Origin of the sequence: Qingrenia yutianensis (assembly GCF_014385105.1) — a bacterium.
In the GTDB taxonomy this organism is placed as follows: Bacteria; Bacillota; Clostridia; order UMGS1810; family UMGS1810; genus Qingrenia; species Qingrenia yutianensis.
This window is the reverse complement of record NZ_JACRTE010000001.1, coordinates 258,067-274,520: the sequence shown is the minus strand read 5'-3', so window position 1 is coordinate 274,520 and position 16,454 is coordinate 258,067. Positions and strand designations below refer to the sequence as shown.

Annotated in this window: 13 protein-coding genes; 6 read left to right on the top strand and 7 right to left on the bottom strand. The window is 41.9% G+C overall.

Annotated elements, in window-relative coordinates:
- The first annotated feature begins 1 nt into the window (after position 1).
- Both H8706_RS01210 and H8706_RS01205 read left to right on the top strand, forming a co-directional pair.
- Entirely contained in the window at positions 2–4,261 is a 4,260-nt protein-coding gene (locus H8706_RS01210) for a PolC-type DNA polymerase III (protein WP_262431173.1), read from the top strand.
- A gap of 25 nt (positions 4,262–4,286) precedes the next feature.
- Positions 4,287–4,541 (top strand): hypothetical protein, encoded by a 255-nt coding sequence (locus H8706_RS01205; RefSeq protein ID WP_262431172.1) that lies wholly within the window; start codon positions 4,287–4,289, stop codon positions 4,539–4,541.
- Between the two features lie 330 nt (positions 4,542–4,871).
- Here H8706_RS01205 and H8706_RS01200 read toward each other — a convergent pair whose 3' ends face one another.
- The 3 genes from H8706_RS01200 to H8706_RS01190 form a co-directional block, all read right to left on the bottom strand.
- Positions 4,872–5,579 carry a DUF421 domain-containing protein gene (locus tag H8706_RS01200; protein ID WP_262431171.1) on the bottom strand — a complete coding sequence of 236 codons (708 nt, stop codon included), beginning with the start codon at positions 5,577–5,579 and terminating at the stop codon, positions 4,872–4,874.
- 108 nt (positions 5,580–5,687) lie between these two features.
- The gene (locus H8706_RS01195) at positions 5,688–6,734 is read right to left on the bottom strand and encodes a Gfo/Idh/MocA family protein (RefSeq protein WP_262431170.1); all 1,047 of its coding nucleotides are present in this window, start codon (positions 6,732–6,734) and stop codon (positions 5,688–5,690) included.
- Positions 6,735–6,746: 12 nt separating this feature from the next.
- Positions 6,747–7,520, bottom strand: coding sequence for a ThuA domain-containing protein (locus tag H8706_RS01190; protein ID WP_262431169.1), 774 nt, complete (start codon positions 7,518–7,520; stop codon positions 6,747–6,749).
- 163 nt (positions 7,521–7,683) lie between these two features.
- Here H8706_RS01190 and H8706_RS01185 point away from each other — a divergent pair, with 163 nt between their 5' ends.
- On the top strand, positions 7,684–8,511 hold the full coding sequence (locus tag H8706_RS01185; protein ID WP_178348125.1) for a helix-turn-helix domain-containing protein: 828 nt from the start codon (positions 7,684–7,686) through the stop codon (positions 8,509–8,511).
- Between the two features lie 67 nt (positions 8,512–8,578).
- Here H8706_RS01185 and sigK read toward each other — a convergent pair whose 3' ends face one another.
- Entirely contained in the window at positions 8,579–9,256 is a 678-nt protein-coding gene (gene sigK / locus H8706_RS01180; protein ID WP_262431168.1) for an RNA polymerase sporulation sigma factor SigK, read from the bottom strand.
- 136 nt (positions 9,257–9,392) lie between these two features.
- On the opposite strand from sigK, the gene H8706_RS01175 reads away from it, so the two are divergent.
- Positions 9,393–9,707: a hypothetical protein gene (locus tag H8706_RS01175; protein ID WP_262431167.1), complete on the top strand. Its 315-nt coding sequence runs from the start codon at positions 9,393–9,395 to the stop codon at positions 9,705–9,707.
- Between the two features lie 40 nt (positions 9,708–9,747).
- Here H8706_RS01175 and H8706_RS01170 read toward each other — a convergent pair whose 3' ends face one another.
- The 3 genes from H8706_RS01170 to H8706_RS01160 are packed head-to-tail and all read right to left on the bottom strand — an operon-like array spanning position 9,748 to position 12,145.
- A complete protein-coding gene (locus H8706_RS01170; RefSeq protein WP_262431166.1) occupies positions 9,748–10,314 on the bottom strand; it encodes a peptidoglycan-binding domain-containing protein in 567 nt (188 codons plus the stop codon).
- Positions 10,315–10,327: 13 nt separating this feature from the next.
- Complete coding sequence (locus H8706_RS01165) at positions 10,328–11,740, bottom strand: peptidoglycan-binding protein (protein WP_262431165.1); 1,413 nt, start codon at positions 11,738–11,740, stop codon at positions 10,328–10,330.
- A 15-nt stretch (positions 11,741–11,755) separates the two neighbouring features.
- Positions 11,756–12,145 (bottom strand): hypothetical protein, encoded by a 390-nt coding sequence (locus tag H8706_RS01160; protein ID WP_262431164.1) that lies wholly within the window; start codon positions 12,143–12,145, stop codon positions 11,756–11,758.
- A 151-nt stretch (positions 12,146–12,296) separates the two neighbouring features.
- Here H8706_RS01160 and H8706_RS01155 point away from each other — a divergent pair, with 151 nt between their 5' ends.
- Positions 12,297–13,463, top strand: coding sequence for a cation diffusion facilitator family transporter (locus H8706_RS01155; RefSeq protein WP_262431163.1), 1,167 nt, complete (start codon positions 12,297–12,299; stop codon positions 13,461–13,463).
- Between the two features lie 29 nt (positions 13,464–13,492).
- The gene (locus tag H8706_RS01150) at positions 13,493–16,330 is read left to right on the top strand and encodes a glycoside hydrolase family 2 TIM barrel-domain containing protein (RefSeq protein WP_262431162.1); all 2,838 of its coding nucleotides are present in this window, start codon (positions 13,493–13,495) and stop codon (positions 16,328–16,330) included.
- Positions 16,331–16,454: the final 124 nt, after the last annotated feature.

The following is a 16,454-nucleotide window of genomic DNA, read 5'->3' as shown; positions in this document are numbered from 1 at the left end:
AGTGTCACCTTCAACTGTTAGTTTAAACGAAATTTTTGATGGCGTTTTTGTGCCTGTTCAGCTTAAAAATCTTAAAATTTTGAAAGCCGACTACGACAAAGACCAAAAAAGCGCCGAAATTATTTTGTTTTCCGATAAAATTATAGATTATAAAATTATAGAAAATTACAAAAACGACGTTTTGTCGCATTTTCCGTTTGACAAACTGAACATCAAAATAAAATACGATATGGAACTTGCAGATGCCGAGCAGGACGTGCTTTTTGACAATCTGACGTTTTACGTTAACACGCTTTGCCCCGGCGCACAGCAGCTTTTAAACGGGAGCAAATGGCATTTTGAGGGTGCAAACAACCTTGAAATCGACTGCAAAAGCGGAGTGACAATGCTTTACAAGTTAAAGTGCGACATTCTTATAAAGCGTCTTATCGCAACGCAGTTTTCCAAAAATGTTGACGTTGCGTTTAACGACTTGTCAAACGAGGAGGAATATCAAAAGGCGCGCGAGGAAATTATAAGCTCGTTTGAACCGATTGTTGTGCCTGTTCACGAGCATTTTTCGTATGATTACATACCCGAAGAGGATGCGGACAAATCGCAGATTATATACGGAAAATTTATATTTGAAAAACCAATTCCGATAAAAGATGTTAAAGATACGCTTGAATATGCGGTAATCGAGGGCGGGGTTTTCGACGTTGATTCGCGTGTTTTGAAGAGCGGAAAAATTCTTTTTTCGTTCTGCATTACCGACCTCACAAGCTCGTACAACGTTAAAATGTTTATGGGCGAAAAGCGCTTTAACGACCTTAAGGAAAACGTTAAAAACGGCGCGTATGTAAAGCTTAAAGGCAGGATTGAATTTGACGATTATATGAAAGAATACGTCATTTTTGCAAAGGATATAAACCGTGCGGAAAAAGAAGTTCGTATGGACAACAGCGAGGAAAAGCGCGTCGAACTTCATATGCACACAAAAATGTCCGCAATGGACGGTATGACCGACGTTAAGACACTTGTTAAAACAGCGGCAAAATGGGGTCACAGGGCAGTTGCGGTCACTGACCACGGAAACGTTCAGGCTTTCCCCGACGCGGCAAAAGCGGCGAAAGATACCGGAATTAAGGTTATTTACGGCGTCGAGTGCTATCTTGTGAGCGACGAACTTCAAATTGTTTATAACGTTTGCGATAAAAACCTTTCGGACAGTTTTGTTGTTTTTGACCTTGAAACCACGGGTTTGAGCCCTGTTAACGACACCGTTATAGAAATCGGCGCGGTTAAAGTTGTGAACGGTGAAATTGTTGACAGATTTTCCGAATTTGTAAATCCTCAGCGCAAAATTCCGCAAAATATCGTCGAGCTTACGTCTATCACAGACGAAATGGTTGCGGACGCCGATACTATCGACGTTGTTCTGCCTAAATTTATGGATTTTATAGAGGGCAGTGCGCTCGTTGCGCACAATGCCACATTTGACGTCGGCTTTGTTACAGCGGCGGCGCAGAAACTTGAAATTCCGTTTAAATCGTGCTTTATAGACACGGTTGCAATGTCGCGCGCGCTTTTGACCGATATAAAAAATCACAAACTCAACACCGTTGCTGCGCATCTCGGCATAAGTCTTGAAAATCATCACCGCGCCGTTGACGACGCTGCTGCTACGGGACACATTTTTGTGAAATTTATGTCTATGCTCAAAGAAAAGGGTATTGAAAACGTTAACCAAATCAATCACGATTTGTCGAAAAACTCGGTTATAAAGCACAAAAAGACTTATCACGCAATTATACTTGTCAAAAATCAGGTCGGACTTAAAAATTTATATCACATAATTTCAAAGTCGCACCTGGAACATTTCCAGGGAAAACCGCGCGTTCCGAAAAGCCTTTTGGCAGAGTACCGCGAAGGACTTATTCTCGGTTCGGCTTGTGAGGCGGGCGAACTTTATTCTGCCATTGTTGACGGCAAAACGCTTGCCGAGGTTAACGAAATTGTAAAATATTACGATTATCTTGAAATTCAGCCTCTCGGAAACAACCGATTTTTGGTTGAAAATGGCAGAGTCCCGAATGAAGCGGCGCTTAAAACCATAAACAAAACAATTATCGACCTCGGAAGAAAACATAATAAAATTACCGTTGCAACCTGCGACGTTCACTTTTTAAACCCGACGGACGAGGTTTTCAGACGTATTCTTATGGCAGGTCAGGGCTTTGAGGACGCTGACAACCAGGCGCCGCTGTATTTCAGAACGACCGAGGAAATGCTGGAGGAGTTTGCGTATCTCGGTGAAACGCTGGCGCATGAGGTGGTTATTGAAAACCCCAATAAAATTGCCGATATGTGCGACGAAATTCTGCCTGTACCTAACGAAACCGCACCTCCGATTATCGACGGTGCGGATGACGAACTCCGCGAGAAAACGCTCGGCAAGGCGCACGAACTTTACGGCGACCCCATTCCGAAAGTCGTTCAGGACAGAATTGACGCGGAACTTTCGTCTATTATCGACAACGGCTATGCGGTGCTTTACATCATTGCGGAAAGGCTTGTGCAAAAGTCGTTGAGCGACGGCTATCTTGTTGGTTCGCGAGGTTCGGTAGGTTCGTCTTTTGTTGCGTTTTTGTCGGGAATTACCGAGGTTAACTCACTTCCTCCGCATTACCGATGCCCGAAGTGCAAGCACCTTGAATTTATAAAAGAGGGCAAAATCTCGTGCGGATTTGACCTTCCTCCGAAAAAATGCCCCGAATGCGGTGAAGATTATATCCGAGACGGCCACGACATTCCGTTTGAAACCTTCCTCGGTTTCGGCGGAGGTAAAGAGCCTGATATTGACCTTAACTTTTCGGGAGATTATCAGCCGGTGGCGCATAAGTTTACCGAGGAAATATTCGGCGAGGGACACGTTTTCAGAGCCGGCACAATCGGTACAATAGCTGAAAAAACCGCATACGGCTTTGTTAAAAAATATTTCGAGGCGAGAAATATCCACGTCTGCGGTGCGGAAATCAACCGCCTTGTTCAAGGCTGTACGGGTGTTAAACGAACGACCGGTCAGCACCCCGGCGGTGTTATGATTGTACCGCGAAACCGCGACGTGCACGAATTTACGCCTATTCAGTACCCGGCGGACGACAAAACGGGCGGTGTTATTACAACTCACTTCGACTACCATTCTATCAGCGGTAAGCTTTTGAAGCTTGATATTCTCGGTCACGACGACCCGACCGTTATCAGAATGCTTGAGGATTTGACAAAGACAAACGCGCGTGAAATTCCGTTTGCCGACCCCGAAACTATGAGCCTTTTCCATACAACCGAGGCGCTCGGAGTTACAAGCGAGCAGATAAACAGCACGGTCGGAACGTTTGCGGTGCCTGAATTCGGCACAAAATTTGTGCGTCAGATGCTTGTGGACACAAATCCCACAACGTTTGCCGAGCTTGTGCGTATTTCCGGACTTTCTCACGGTACCGATGTTTGGCTAAACAACGCGCAGGACCTTATCGTAAACGGTATTGCTGCCCTTAATGAAACCATCTGTACGCGTGACGATATTATGCTCGGTCTTATTGATTTCGGCGTTGAACCGTCGCTTTCGTTCAGAATTATGGAAAGCGTGCGAAAGGGAAAGGGAATAACCGACGAATGGGAAGCTGAAATGCGCAAAAATAACGTTCCCGATTGGTATATCGACTCGTGTAAAAAGATAAAATATATGTTCCCGAAGGCTCACGCGGTTGCATATGTTACAATGGCATACCGTATCGCGTGGTATAAGGTGCATTATCCCAAAGAATTTTACTGCACATATTTTACAGTGCGTGCAGACGATTTTGACGCGGCTATGATGGCACAGGGAAGGGATGTTGTGCTTGAAAATATGAAAATTATCGCGGATAAGGGCAACGAGGCAACCGCGAAAGAAAAAGGCGTTTTGACGATTTTGGAGGTATGCAACGAGATGTATTGCCGAGGCTTGAAGTTTTTGCCGATACACATTTCCACCTCCGAGGCGTTTAAGTTTATACCGAAAGAGGATGGAATTGTTCCGCCGTTAAACGCAATTTCGGGACTTGGCACAAATGCGGCGCTGAGCATTGTTGAAGAGCGCAAAAAAGAGCCGTTTTCGTGCGTTGACGACCTTATTGAACGCGCAAAAGTCAACAAAACAGTTGTCGAAACTATGAAAAAGCACGGCTGTCTTTCGGGAATGAGGCAAAGCAGTCAGTTAAGCTTTTTTAATATGATATAAAATAAATTTTTACGGAGGGACAGTTATGGAAAATTTGAAAGTTAAAATTAAAGAGTGGGCAATAACCGTCGAAAACGGGCTTAAATGCTTCGACATAATCGACTTTGGCATTCTTTGCACGTCGTTTATGTCAATCGGCTGCCTTTTCGGCTCGGCGAAACGAAAACTTATGCGCAAAATAGCGCCGTTTGTCGCGTTTTTGGGGATAATCAGCACGGCTTATGTGATTATTAAGCTTTTCTTCAAAGACTCCGTTCCGTACACGAAAATCAGGCATTAGCGCAATGGTGATTTTATAAGTAAATTATAAAATTGACGGTTAACGAAAAATCAGCGGTACGAAAAACCGCTGATTTTTATATCTATTCACGTGTTTCGATTATCGCGTTTTTAACTGCGGATTTTACCACAAAATAAAGAACGGTAAAAAATACATAAGCAACAAATATGTAACAAATCAATGCAACAAGACCGCCCATCATTTCACCTCCCGATACTGAACATTGCTCTATAATTATAGCACGTACACTAAAATTTGTCAAGAAAAACAAAAAGCCGTCTGTCAATAAGGAAAAATTTGATTTCTTATTGACAGACGGCTTAACTTTCTTTACTGGAAAATATCGTTTTTGTTATCGTCGTTATTTGCCTTATAAACAGTAAAATTATCGTATTCGTCGCACACCGCGAGAAAAATTTCTTCAACATTTTTTGTCTTATTAAGCGAAAGCTGTTTTTTCAGCCAGTTTTCGTCTTTGCCGATTGCGGAAAGGTTTTTATACAAAATTTCGCCGTCGAGAATGAGCGAATACAAAACCTTGTCCTGTTTCGGCGAGAGGTTTAAGTCGGTCGGCGTCGCAGGGCGGTCGCCGGCTTTCGGCAAAAACGAGATTTTTCCGTTTTCTTCGATAATCGCGGTTTGAATTTGCGACAAATCGAAATACCCGGCAAGACGGCATTCCATCAAAAATTCGTTGATGTCAAGCTTGGATTTTGCGAAATTCTGACGGTACAGCGTGCCGTTGTCATACAAAATCAGCGACTTTCCCGTGAAAAACCTGCGCATTGCAAGCGATTTGTTCGTAAGATAGGCGATAACCACGACCACGACGGTGTAAACCACCATTGCAATAAGCGGGTCAAAAAAGTCGGGCACCTCGTCCGTCGCCATTTCCGCGGCAATAGAGCCGATTGTAATACTGTTTATATAATCAAACATATTAAACTGCGAAATTTGCTTGTTTCCCATAATTTTCGTCAGCAGAAACAGCACAATTATCGACGCAAACGACGTCGACGCAATTCTTAAAAGATACATTCCAAAATCCGCCTTTCGTATGCTTTTACTGATATTATGCGCGATTTTTGGAAATATATTAAAAAATAGGGACGGTGAATAAAACCGTCCCTAAAATTTGTTAAAATATTAAAGTTCAACCCATTTTTCTTCTTCTGCCGATTTGCAAATTGCGTCGAGAACGCCCTGCAATTTAACGCCGTCCTCAACGTGCGGAGCATATTTGCACTCTTTGCCGTTGATAAGGTCGATAAACGTCTGCTCCTGTTTAACGAAAAACTCTTTCGGCACGTCAACAGTGTGAAGTCCGTTCGCTTTAACGTCAACCTCGCCGATACAAACGCCCAAAACTTCGGGATTGTTGAGGTTGAACGAAATAACGCCTTTCGTCGCGTAAACGTCGAATTTAATAGTGTTTACGTTGCCGATAGCACAGCGCGTAATCATAAAGTTTGCAACCGCACCGCTTTTCATTTCGCCGATAAAACTGCAGTAATCGTCTGTTTCAACAGGTGCATATTCCTCGCTGTCAAGCTTTTTGCGCTCTTTAACAACGATTTTTGTCTGCGCCGAAACTTTCTTTAAATCGCCTGCAAGGAAGGTTGCAAGGTCGATAAGATGTACTCCCAAATCGCCCAAAACGCCCGTTCCTGCGTATTCTTTGACAAAACGCCAGTCAAGACGTCTGCCCTCCATAAATGCGCTGGATTTTAAATATTCAACGTTAATCGAAATAATATCGCCGATAAGATTGTTTTCCATAATCCATTTTGCAAAACGCACCGCAGGGCGGAAACGGTAAGACATACACATCATATTCACAACGTTTGTGTCCTTGATAGCGTCGGTCAGTTCTTTTGTGTCTGCAAGGCTTACGCTGAGCGGTTTTTCAACGTTTATGCTTTTACCGGCTCTTGCCGCGTCAGCCGCCATTTTAACGTGAAGATAGTTAGGCGTGCAAACCTCAACCGCGTCAACCTCGGTGCAGGCAATGAGGTCTTTGTAATCTTTAAAACGGTATTTTTCGTCAATACCCAAGTCGTCGCCGACTTTTTTCAAAGCGTTTTCATCAATATCGCAAATTGCGGTGATTTCAGCGTCCGCGCACTCTTTAAGCTGGGGAATGTGCACATTCCGCGCGATACCGCCGACACCTATAATTCCAACTCTTACCATTTTTAACACTCCTTAATCTTTAATGTAAGTATGCTTTCTCAAAGATTCGTCCATACCGGCGAATTTGTCTTTAACATTTTCGATTGCATCATAATGACCGAGTGAGGGCTTGGGACCGTGGCTCGGTTTTGCCCAGTATACCGCGTTTTCAAGAATTTTTGTAATATCCTCGCGCCAGTAAATAGGATATCCCTCGTGACCTGAACGGAAGTAGAAAATTTTACCCAAACCGCGTTTGTAGCAGCAGCCGCTTCTGAAAACTTCACCGCCCGAGAACCAGCTGATAAACACAAGCTCGTCGGGAGTAGGAATTTCAAAGCGCTCGCCGTAGGTTTCTTCCTGCGGAATTTCAATATATTCGGGAAGTCCGCTTGCAATGGGGTGGGCAGGCTCAACAACCCAAATTCTTTCGGTTTCATCGTTTTCTCTCCATTTTGAACGGCAGCAGGTTCCCATAAGCTTAACGAACGGTTTGCTCAAATGTCCAGAATGGAGAACGATAAGTCCCATACCGTCAAGAACGTGCTGTTTTACTTTTTCCGCAACTTCCTCCGAAACCTGATTGTGTGCCATATGTCCCCACCAGATAAGAACGTCGGTTGTATCCAAAACATCGTCTGTAAGTCCGTGTTCGGGCATATCGAGAGTTGCAGTTCTGATGTTGAATTCTTCATTTCTGCCAAGCATTTTTTTGATTGCCATATGTATTCCGTCGGGATAAATTTTAGCAACCAATTCACTTTCTCTTTCGTGCTTATATTCGTTCCACACTGTAACGTTAATCATATTGAACGCCTCCAATAAAATATTTGTTAAGTTCATTATATCGAAACTTTGTATAAATACAATAAATTTTTCGCAACAAAAATTATACTTTTCGCAACAAATGTGTTGACATAAAAAAACATATGCGGTACAATGAATGTGTAATTTTTTACGGGGTGATAATGTGTACGAAAAGAAGCTTGAGGATATTGTTTACGAAAATTTTAATATAACCGCGTGCCTTGTTCACGGTCAGGTGCGCCAGGGCGAGGGGGCGTTTTTTTCTACAGTGGGAAAACCGCGCAGGATAAACGGATTTTTTTATTTTTACGACTGTGACGGGGAATATACTCTTAAAAACGGTGAAAAAAAGTATGCCAAAAGGGGAGATGTCGTATTTTTACCGCCTTTTTGCGAATATGATTCGCAGTTTTACGGTCACGGCAAAAAGCAAGTCGACTGTATTTTGGTAAACTTGCTCTTTTCGGATAAGGACGGAAAGGAGTTTTACTTATCGGATAATCTTGAAGTTTTTACACCCAAGGACAGCGAATTTATAAAAAAAGAATTTTGCGATATTTTAAACATTTACAGCCGTCCCATTAAAAACACCGCCGAAATGAAAGCAATATCATATAAAATTCTTTCATATTTCGCAACTGTAAACAAAGAAACTGTACTTGATGTGAGCCGATACAGATATATTGCGAACGGAATAAAGTATCTTGAAACGGATATAAAACAGGAAAAATCAATAGAAGAAGTCGCGAAGATGTGTAACGTCAGCTCGGCGTATTTCAGACGTCTTTTCAAAGAATATTCGGGCCTTTCGCCGATACAGTTCCGAATACGCAAAAAGCTTGATATGGCAAAGGATATGCTCGTAAGCGGCACAATGAGTATTGTTGAAATAAGCGACTATCTCGGATTTGAAAATGTGACGTATTTCACAAGACTTTTTAAAGAATACGAAAAAATCTCTCCTGCGAAATACAGAAATTACTCAAAATAGTTTACCGTAATTTAGTTATGTAAACAAAAATGACATTGCATTAAAAATATGCAATGTCATTTTTATATTACAGCGAATCTTTCATTTTTTCAAGCGCCTTTTTTTCAATGCGCGACACATATGAGCGCGAAATATTAAGTTTTTTCGCTATCTCATTCTGCGTGAGAGGAAGATATCCGCAAAGACCGTAGCGAAGCTGTAAAACCGCGCTTTCGCGCTTTGCAAGACGTTTGCGCATACATTCATACAGCCGTTTTACCTGCATTTTTAAGTCTACCTTGTCAAAAACGTCTGCGTCCTCGTCGTAAAGCTTGTCGAGCAGCGATACCTCGTTTCCGTCTTTGTCTTTTCCGATAGGTTCCTGGAGCGAAATATCTCCGCTCCGTTTCTTTTCCGAGCGGAAATACATAAGAATTTCGTTGTCAATGCACTTTGCTGCATACGTTGCAAGCCGTGCGCCTTTATCCGGGTCAAACGTTGTAATCGCCTTTATCAGCCCGATTGTGCCGATTGAAATTAAATCGTCGGTTTCGGCGCCCTTTTCGGAATATTTTTTCACCACGTGCGCAACAAGGCGCAAATTCCGCTCTATGAGTATGTTTTTAGCCTCAACATCACCGTTTTTGTATCTTAAAAGGTACTCCTTTTCTTCATTTGCGCCGAGCGGCTTTTTAAAGGTTTTTGCGCTTGTCACAAAAAGCGTCAGAAAACACATATGCGGCAGCAGTCCCAAAAAAGTCAGCATTATAAGCACCTCCGATACAATTATTATATGATGCTTTGTGCGCGTTGGTGTTTGTCTTTAAAAAATAAATTTTGTGACAAAATCCGACATTTTTTCATAGTATATATCAGACACAAAAGAAAGGAGGGAAGATACGATGAATGAATTTGAAAGACCGAAAAACAACTGCCCTGCGGTAGGTTATCAGGAGGTTGACGTTTGCGTGCCTGTTACGATTAAACCGTTTGCAAACGTTTTGACACCGAAAATAAAACACGTAGGCACACCCGTTGTATGCGCCGGCGAGGGCGAATGCAGAGGTGGCTGCGGCAATATCTGCAAATTTACGATAAGCCAGAAAATAAAGGTTGAAATTCCCGTTATTTTCGGTGCAAAAGCGGAGGTCGGCGCGGCGGCTATCGACTGCGAGGGCGTGGGCATTGACAAGCACGAGGCAAATTGCTGCAAATAATCATTAAAGCCGGCATTTTTTATGTCGGCTTTACATATTGCTACGGCGTTCGGATTATGTATTTTCCGTTTTTCTGGAGCGGATTTATGTAATTGTGCGAAATAAACGTTTCAAATAAAACCGAAATAAATTCCCACGTTTCTTTGTCAATTTCGCCCGTTTGTCTTATTCCTGCGGTGTTTTGGATTTCTGTAACTGCATTTTGAGTGTTTTGGTCAAACTTGCCGTTTATTTCTAATTCGGGAATATTTGAAAATTTTACGCCCAGAGCCGTCAGCATAGCCTGAATTACATATATAATGCCGTTTTCGTCACCGCCGCAAATTTTAAAATGCGGTGACGGGAAAATGCTTGTTTTTGACGGTTCGGCATACTTTTTCAATGTCGATTTGTATGCGGAATATATACTGTTCCAAGTGTTATTATCTATAGTTCCCGACTGCGGAAGCTCAAAAACGCGCTGAAATTCCATAACCGCATTTTGCGTCTGCGCGCCGAAAATTCCGTCGGGAATAATGCGCGGAATGTCATTGTCATACGATATACGGCGCAAAAAATGCTGTGCATTTCTTATCGGCTTGTTAACCGCCGAATGTGTTGTAAGCATAAAAATTCTCCTTTCAGTTGTCGGTGTCGCCCATACCAAGCTCCGCTTTTGGATACTGCGTCGGTGCGATTGAATTGTTCGAAATAAGCTGACGGTAGACACTGTTTATCTGCCTTAATGTTTCGGCGTCCAAAATACCCGTTTGCGGCAGACCGTTTGTCTTTTGGAACTGTGCAAGCCGTGCAGACGTCTGACGCGAAAATGCGCCGTTTGCCATAATTCTCTCGCTTTGCGTTTCGGCAATTTCGTTGAGTTTTTCCTGTAAATCGCGCACGTCGCGGTTTACGTCGCCGTAGTTTAAATTAAGACTGTTTAAATAAGTTATTTCTTTTTCAATGGGGTTCAGTGCATTGTTTAACGCATCGCGTATGCCGATAAACGTTTGATACAAAACGTCCCAGGTTTTTTCGTCAACAACACCCGTTTGCGGAAGTGAGTACATTTTTTGAAGTTCCTTCACCGCATTTACGTCGTTTTCGTTGAAACGTCCCGTAAATTCGACTGTCGGAATGTTCGGATAAAACCACGAAACCGCCTGAAGAAGATACTGTGTTACATACACTTTTTCGCCGGTGTTGCCAAGCTCGATTGCGTCGGGATATTCAAGCGACGATGAAAAATATTTCTGTCCTTCGGAATTTATCTCGGAAAGCCCGGTCATACCTGTGTATAAATAAATCAGCTTATACCACGTGGCTTTGCCTACAATTCCGTCGAGTGTGAGGTTGAAAATCTCCTGAAATGTGCGCACTGCGCGCTCTGTGCTCTCGCCGAAACGCGAATCAACTGCGATTTTCGGTATAAGCGGATAGTCCTCGGAAATGCGGTTTAATGCAATTTGAATAACCGCCACATCGCGCGAATATTCACCGCGCCGAACAGGTGCCGTATACGACATACGCACATTTGAAATCGGTACGTTGCTCACAATTTCGATGTTATTTCCGTAATAATACCGCAAAATCTGCACGGAATTGCGTCCTTGCTCGGCAAGATACTGACTGCCCCATTGCGACAAGCCGTCGCACGTAACAGTCGTGCCGTTGCAGTATTTTGCCGCAAGAGGCTCGGCATTGCCTATTCTTCGAATGTATGAATTGAAAATTTCATCCACAAGGTTGCTTATGTTTTCAAAAATATTCCGTCCGTATATAAATTTCTGGTCGATAGCGGTGGAATTTGTGATGTTGAAAGAATATCCCTGACTGTAATAAAATTCGGTGTAAACGCGGTTTACGGCAAATGAAATCTGCGCGTAAATATTTGCAGTAATCGCCGATTCGTTCCATGTCGGATAAATTTCGCTTGACGCTACGTTTTTTATATAATCGGGAAACGTCACGGTGACGTTTTCGGCATTTGATGACGGCGCGCCGAGGTGCACCGTTATATATTTCGGTATATAAGGCAGGATAGGGGTAGGCACAAAAAATCTCCTTTCTTATAAGTCTTGGCTTGTAATATCGATTGTTTCGTAAATCCCGGCGGGGTCTGAATCTTCCTCGATCGGCAGAACGTTGACCTCCTGAACGGTTGTCTGATTTGCAAAAATCTGCACGTTCTTAATGTATGTCGTATAATATGAAGGGTGGGTTACAATTATGTCGCAAGTAAAAAATCTGTCGTCGGGATTTATGTCGTTTTGTGAGTTTTCTTCGTTGGGGGTGTCAAACTCAATTTCGCCCGTTTTTCCGTTTTCGTCGGTAAGCTGTGTGTTTAAAAGAATGTTTTTAACTCCGTTGCTTTTTACATAATTTACATGCGCTCCGATGATTGGAATTTGCGCTTTTGAAAGTGTCACGCGGACAAAAATTTTCCCTTTTTGAGCCATAAAATCACCTCTTTTAACTTTTTGCATAGTAAATTGTATGAAAATTTTAACCGCAATATGAAAAAATAAACTTTTTATTTAATTTTCTTGACTTTTATCGATAGTTATTGTAAGATAATGTTAATAATATATTGTAAGGGGAATGTCATAATTGATAAATTTTATTATAAGAAAATTTATACCCGATTACGAAAATATAACAGATAAAAATGTGCGCGAAAGGTACAGCGTTCTCGCCGGCGTACTGGGAATTTTCAATAATTTTATACTTTTTGCCTTGAAAATAATAATAGGCTTTTACATAAACAGTATCGCCGTAATTTCGGACGCTTTTAACAATCTTTCCGATATTGCGTCGTCGCTTTTGAGTGTAATCAGCGCGAAAATGAGCAATATGCGTCCCGACAAGGAACATCCGTTCGGTCACGGCAGAATTGAATATGTCGCATCACTTTTCGTTGCGGCAATCATATTTTTTGTGGGAATATCACTTTTCAAAACATCGGTATCGAAAATTTTCCGCCCCGAAACGCTCAATTTTAACCCGTATCTGGTGCTGATTTTAGCCCTTTCGGTGCTTGTAAAAGTTTGGATGTTTTTCTACAATCGTTACATAGGCAAAAAAATCAATTCAAGTGTGCTTTGCGCCGCTGCGGAGGACAGTTTGAGCGATGTGTGGGCAACAAGCGCGGTAATCGTTTCCACTGTTTTGGGGCTTTTCACAACGCTTCCGCTCGACGCAATTCTTGGTGTCGGTGTGTCGGTGCTGATACTTCTTTCAGGCTTCGGCATTGCAAAAGACACCATTGATTTGCTTCTCGGTAAAGCGCCCGACAAAGAACTTGTCGAAAAGCTTAAAAATATCATCTTAAACGGAGAACGTATACAAGGCGTCCACGACCTTATAGTGCATGATTACGGCCCCGGGCGCGTCATTGCGTCGGCGCACGCGGAGGTTAAAGACACCGAAAATATAGTTGAAATCCACGAGATTATCGATGCACTCGAAAATAAAATTGAAGAAGAACTCGGTGTTGTTATGATTATTCACACCGACCCGATAAATGTAGACTGCGAACGTACAATCAGCTTAAAAAACAAGGTTGAGGAAATTGCGGAGGAAATCGACAAAAATCTTACAATTCACGATTTCCGCATAACGGACGGCAAAGATAACATCAACCTTATTTTTGATATTGTTTTTCCGTATGAATACGACGATAAATCCTGTCATAAAATTGTTTTTGAAATAATGGACAAAATGAAAAGCTATGATTCAAGGATAAATATAGTTGCGAAAATTGACCGCACATATTAAATAAAGGAGAGAAAAAAGGAGAGAAACAAATGAGATTTTATGAAAATCCCAAAAAAGTATCGGAAAACCGAGAGAAGCAAAGAGCGTATTATATACCCGAAAACGACGGTGCGTATACGCTGCTTAACGGCGAATGGAATTTTAAGTATTTCAGCCGTGACGTCGATTACGACGGCAAAATTGAAAATTGGGACAAGGTTAAAGTGCCGTCCTGCTGGCAGACAACGGGTTATGAAAAACCTAATTACACAAACGTTGCGTTTCAGTTTCCCGTTGATGCGCCGTATGTGCCCGACGACAATCCGCTGGGTGTTTATATGCGCGAATTTGAGATTGACGACACCGAAAGAAAGCACTACATTGTGTTTGAGGGAGTTTCGTCCTGTCTTGAACTTTACATAAACGGCAAATACGTCGGTTTCAGCCAGGGAAGCAGACTTCAGGCGGAATTTGACATTACAAAATACGTGAAAAAAGGCAAAAACACAGTTCTTGCCAAGGTTGTAAAATGGTGCTGCGGTACGTATCTTGAAGATCAGGACGCTTTTCGCTGCAACGGAATTATCCGTGATGTTTACCTTTTGTCGCGCCCCGTCGGACATATTAAAGATATCAGTGTAACAACCGATAAAAACACGGTTAATGTTGTTTTTGAGGGAAAAGCTAACGTAAAATTATACGACAGCGGCAAGCTTTTGGACGAGAATGACTGCAATAAAAAATGCACCTTTAATGTGGAAAATCCGACGTACTGGAATGCCGAGAAACCGTATTTATACACGCTTGTTTTTGAATACGAAGGCGAAATTATAAAAATAAAATTCGGATTTGTCACAATTAAAATTTCATCAAATAAGGAACTTATCATAAACGGCGAAAGCGTAAAACTTAAAGGCGTTAACCATCACGACACATCGCCCAAAAACGGCTGGTATATGACCGACGAGGAAATTTTGACTGATTTGCGCCTTATGAAAAAACTCAACATAAACACAATCCGCACGTCGCATTATCCGCCTACACCGAAGTTTTTAAACTACTGTGACGAAATGGGTTTTTACGTTGTGCTCGAAAACGATATGGAAAGCCACGGATTTTGTATCCGCTTCGGTCATTATGAATACGACGCGCTCGACAAAACCTGGCCGTGTGCAAATCCCGACTGGGATTTTTATCTGAACGAGCGTATGGAGCGCACTGTTAACCGCGACAAAAACCACCCGTCGATATTTATGTGGTCGGTTGGAAATGAGAGCGGATACGGTGTTAATATGCGAAATATGCTCAATCTTATACGTAAGCTTGATAAAAAACGTCTTGTTCACTGCGAGGACGCTTGCCGGCAGATTGAATTTCCGCAGGAATACGAGCCGATTGATGTTTTTTCGGGAATGTATCTGCCTATTGACGACTGTGTTGCGTATGCCGAAAACAAAGACAACAGACTTCCGGTTTTCCTCTGCGAATATTCACATTCTATGGGAAACAGTCCCGGAGATGTTCACGATTATGTTGAGGCATTTTATGCGCACAAAGCGTTTATCGGCGGTTGTATCTGGGAGTGGGCAGACCACGTTGCAATGGATAACGGCGTTCAAAAATACGGTGGTGACTTCGGCGATCTGACGCACGATAAAAATTTCTGCTGTGACGGAATGGTGTTCTCCGACAGGTCGCTGAAAGCAGGTTCATACGAGATAAAAACCGCATATCAAAATATTAAAACCGCTTATAACAAAGGAATTTTAAGCATTACAAACAGGTTTGATTTTACGAACCTTAACGAATACGATTTTAAATTTGATATAGAAATCGACGGAAAAATCGTTAAAGCTTTCAATAAAAAGTTTGATGTCAAACCAAAGAAAACCGTAAAATTCAACCTTGACTTTGATTTGCCGAAATCGTGCAAACTCGGTGCATATGTTAACATTTTTATGTATGATAAAGACGGTTTTGAGTGTGCGCAGAGCCAGCATAAACTGGAGGTTGAGGTTGAAAAAATTACCGCGCCGAAAAAGCTTGCAAAGCTTAATGAAGAAAAATTAAGCATTACGGCAAACGGAAACGGTTTTGAATACAGTTTTTCCAAACAGTACGGCAATTTTGAAAGCATAAAAATAAACGGAGAAGAAAAGCTTCTTGATGTGATAAAACTCGGCGTATGGCACGCTCCGACCGATAATGAACGCAAAAATAAGCATTATTGGGGCGGTTATGATAATTCGCAGACGGGTTACAACCTTAACAAAATGTTTTCAAAGGTGTATTCGTGTGAAATTAAAAACGGAAAAATTGTTGTTTCGGGTTCGCTTGCGGGCGTAGCGAGAATTGTTTGCTTTAGATACACGCTTACGGTTTCAATATACGAAAACGGTGACATTAACTTTGATTTAAAAGGTGACAGAAATCCTGCAATCAACTTTTTACCGCGTCTTGGATTTGAACTTAAACTTCCGGAGAATGACGATAAATTCACATATTTTGCGTACGGCAAGGGCGAAAGTTATATTGATTTACATCACCACGCACGAATGGGACTTTACAAAAGCTGTGCAGATGATGAGTATGTAAACTATGTTAAACCGCAGGAACACGGAAATCATTATAATGCAAAAATGCTGGATATAGACAATTCGTTTAAATTTAAAACCGACAGTTCGTTTGAGTTTAATGTTTCACATTACAATGCAAAAACGCTTGAATATGCAATGCATACCGATGAACTTGTTAAAGACAAAGCAACAAACGTGCGCATAGATTACAAGGTTTCGGGTGTCGGTTCAGGCTCGTGCGGTCCTGAATTAAATGAAAAATATCAATTAAAAGAAGAAAAAATCCGAATGAACTTCTGGATAATAAAGTAACAAAATATCAAAGAGTCAAAGTTTTTATGATTTTGGCTCTTTTTGTATATTATAAGTTAACCGTAATACAATTATGTAAACCAAAAAATATTTTAAATTAAAACAGAGTGGGGGACAAAAAGCA

Bases quoted from the DNA above. Each gene is read 5' to 3' on its own strand.
- H8706_RS01205 (WP_262431172.1), top strand. From the start codon at position 4,287: ATGGAAAATTTGAAAGTTAAAATTAAAGAGTGGGCAATAACCGTCGAA.
- H8706_RS01200 (WP_262431171.1), bottom strand. From the start codon at position 5,579: ATGTATCTTTTAAGAATTGCGTCGACGTCGTTTGCGTCGATAATTGTG.
- H8706_RS01195 (WP_262431170.1), bottom strand. From the start codon at position 6,734: ATGGTAAGAGTTGGAATTATAGGTGTCGGCGGTATCGCGCGGAATGTG.
- H8706_RS01190 (WP_262431169.1), bottom strand. From the start codon at position 7,520: ATGATTAACGTTACAGTGTGGAACGAATATAAGCACGAAAGAGAAAGT.
- sigK (WP_262431168.1), bottom strand. From the start codon at position 9,256: ATGCTGACTTTTTTGGGACTGCTGCCGCATATGTGTTTTCTGACGCTT.
- H8706_RS01175 (WP_262431167.1), top strand. From the start codon at position 9,393: ATGAATGAATTTGAAAGACCGAAAAACAACTGCCCTGCGGTAGGTTAT.
- H8706_RS01170 (WP_262431166.1), bottom strand. From the start codon at position 10,314: ATGCTTACAACACATTCGGCGGTTAACAAGCCGATAAGAAATGCACAG.
- H8706_RS01160 (WP_262431164.1), bottom strand. From the start codon at position 12,145: ATGGCTCAAAAAGGGAAAATTTTTGTCCGCGTGACACTTTCAAAAGCG.
- H8706_RS01150 (WP_262431162.1), top strand. From the start codon at position 13,493: ATGAGATTTTATGAAAATCCCAAAAAAGTATCGGAAAACCGAGAGAAG.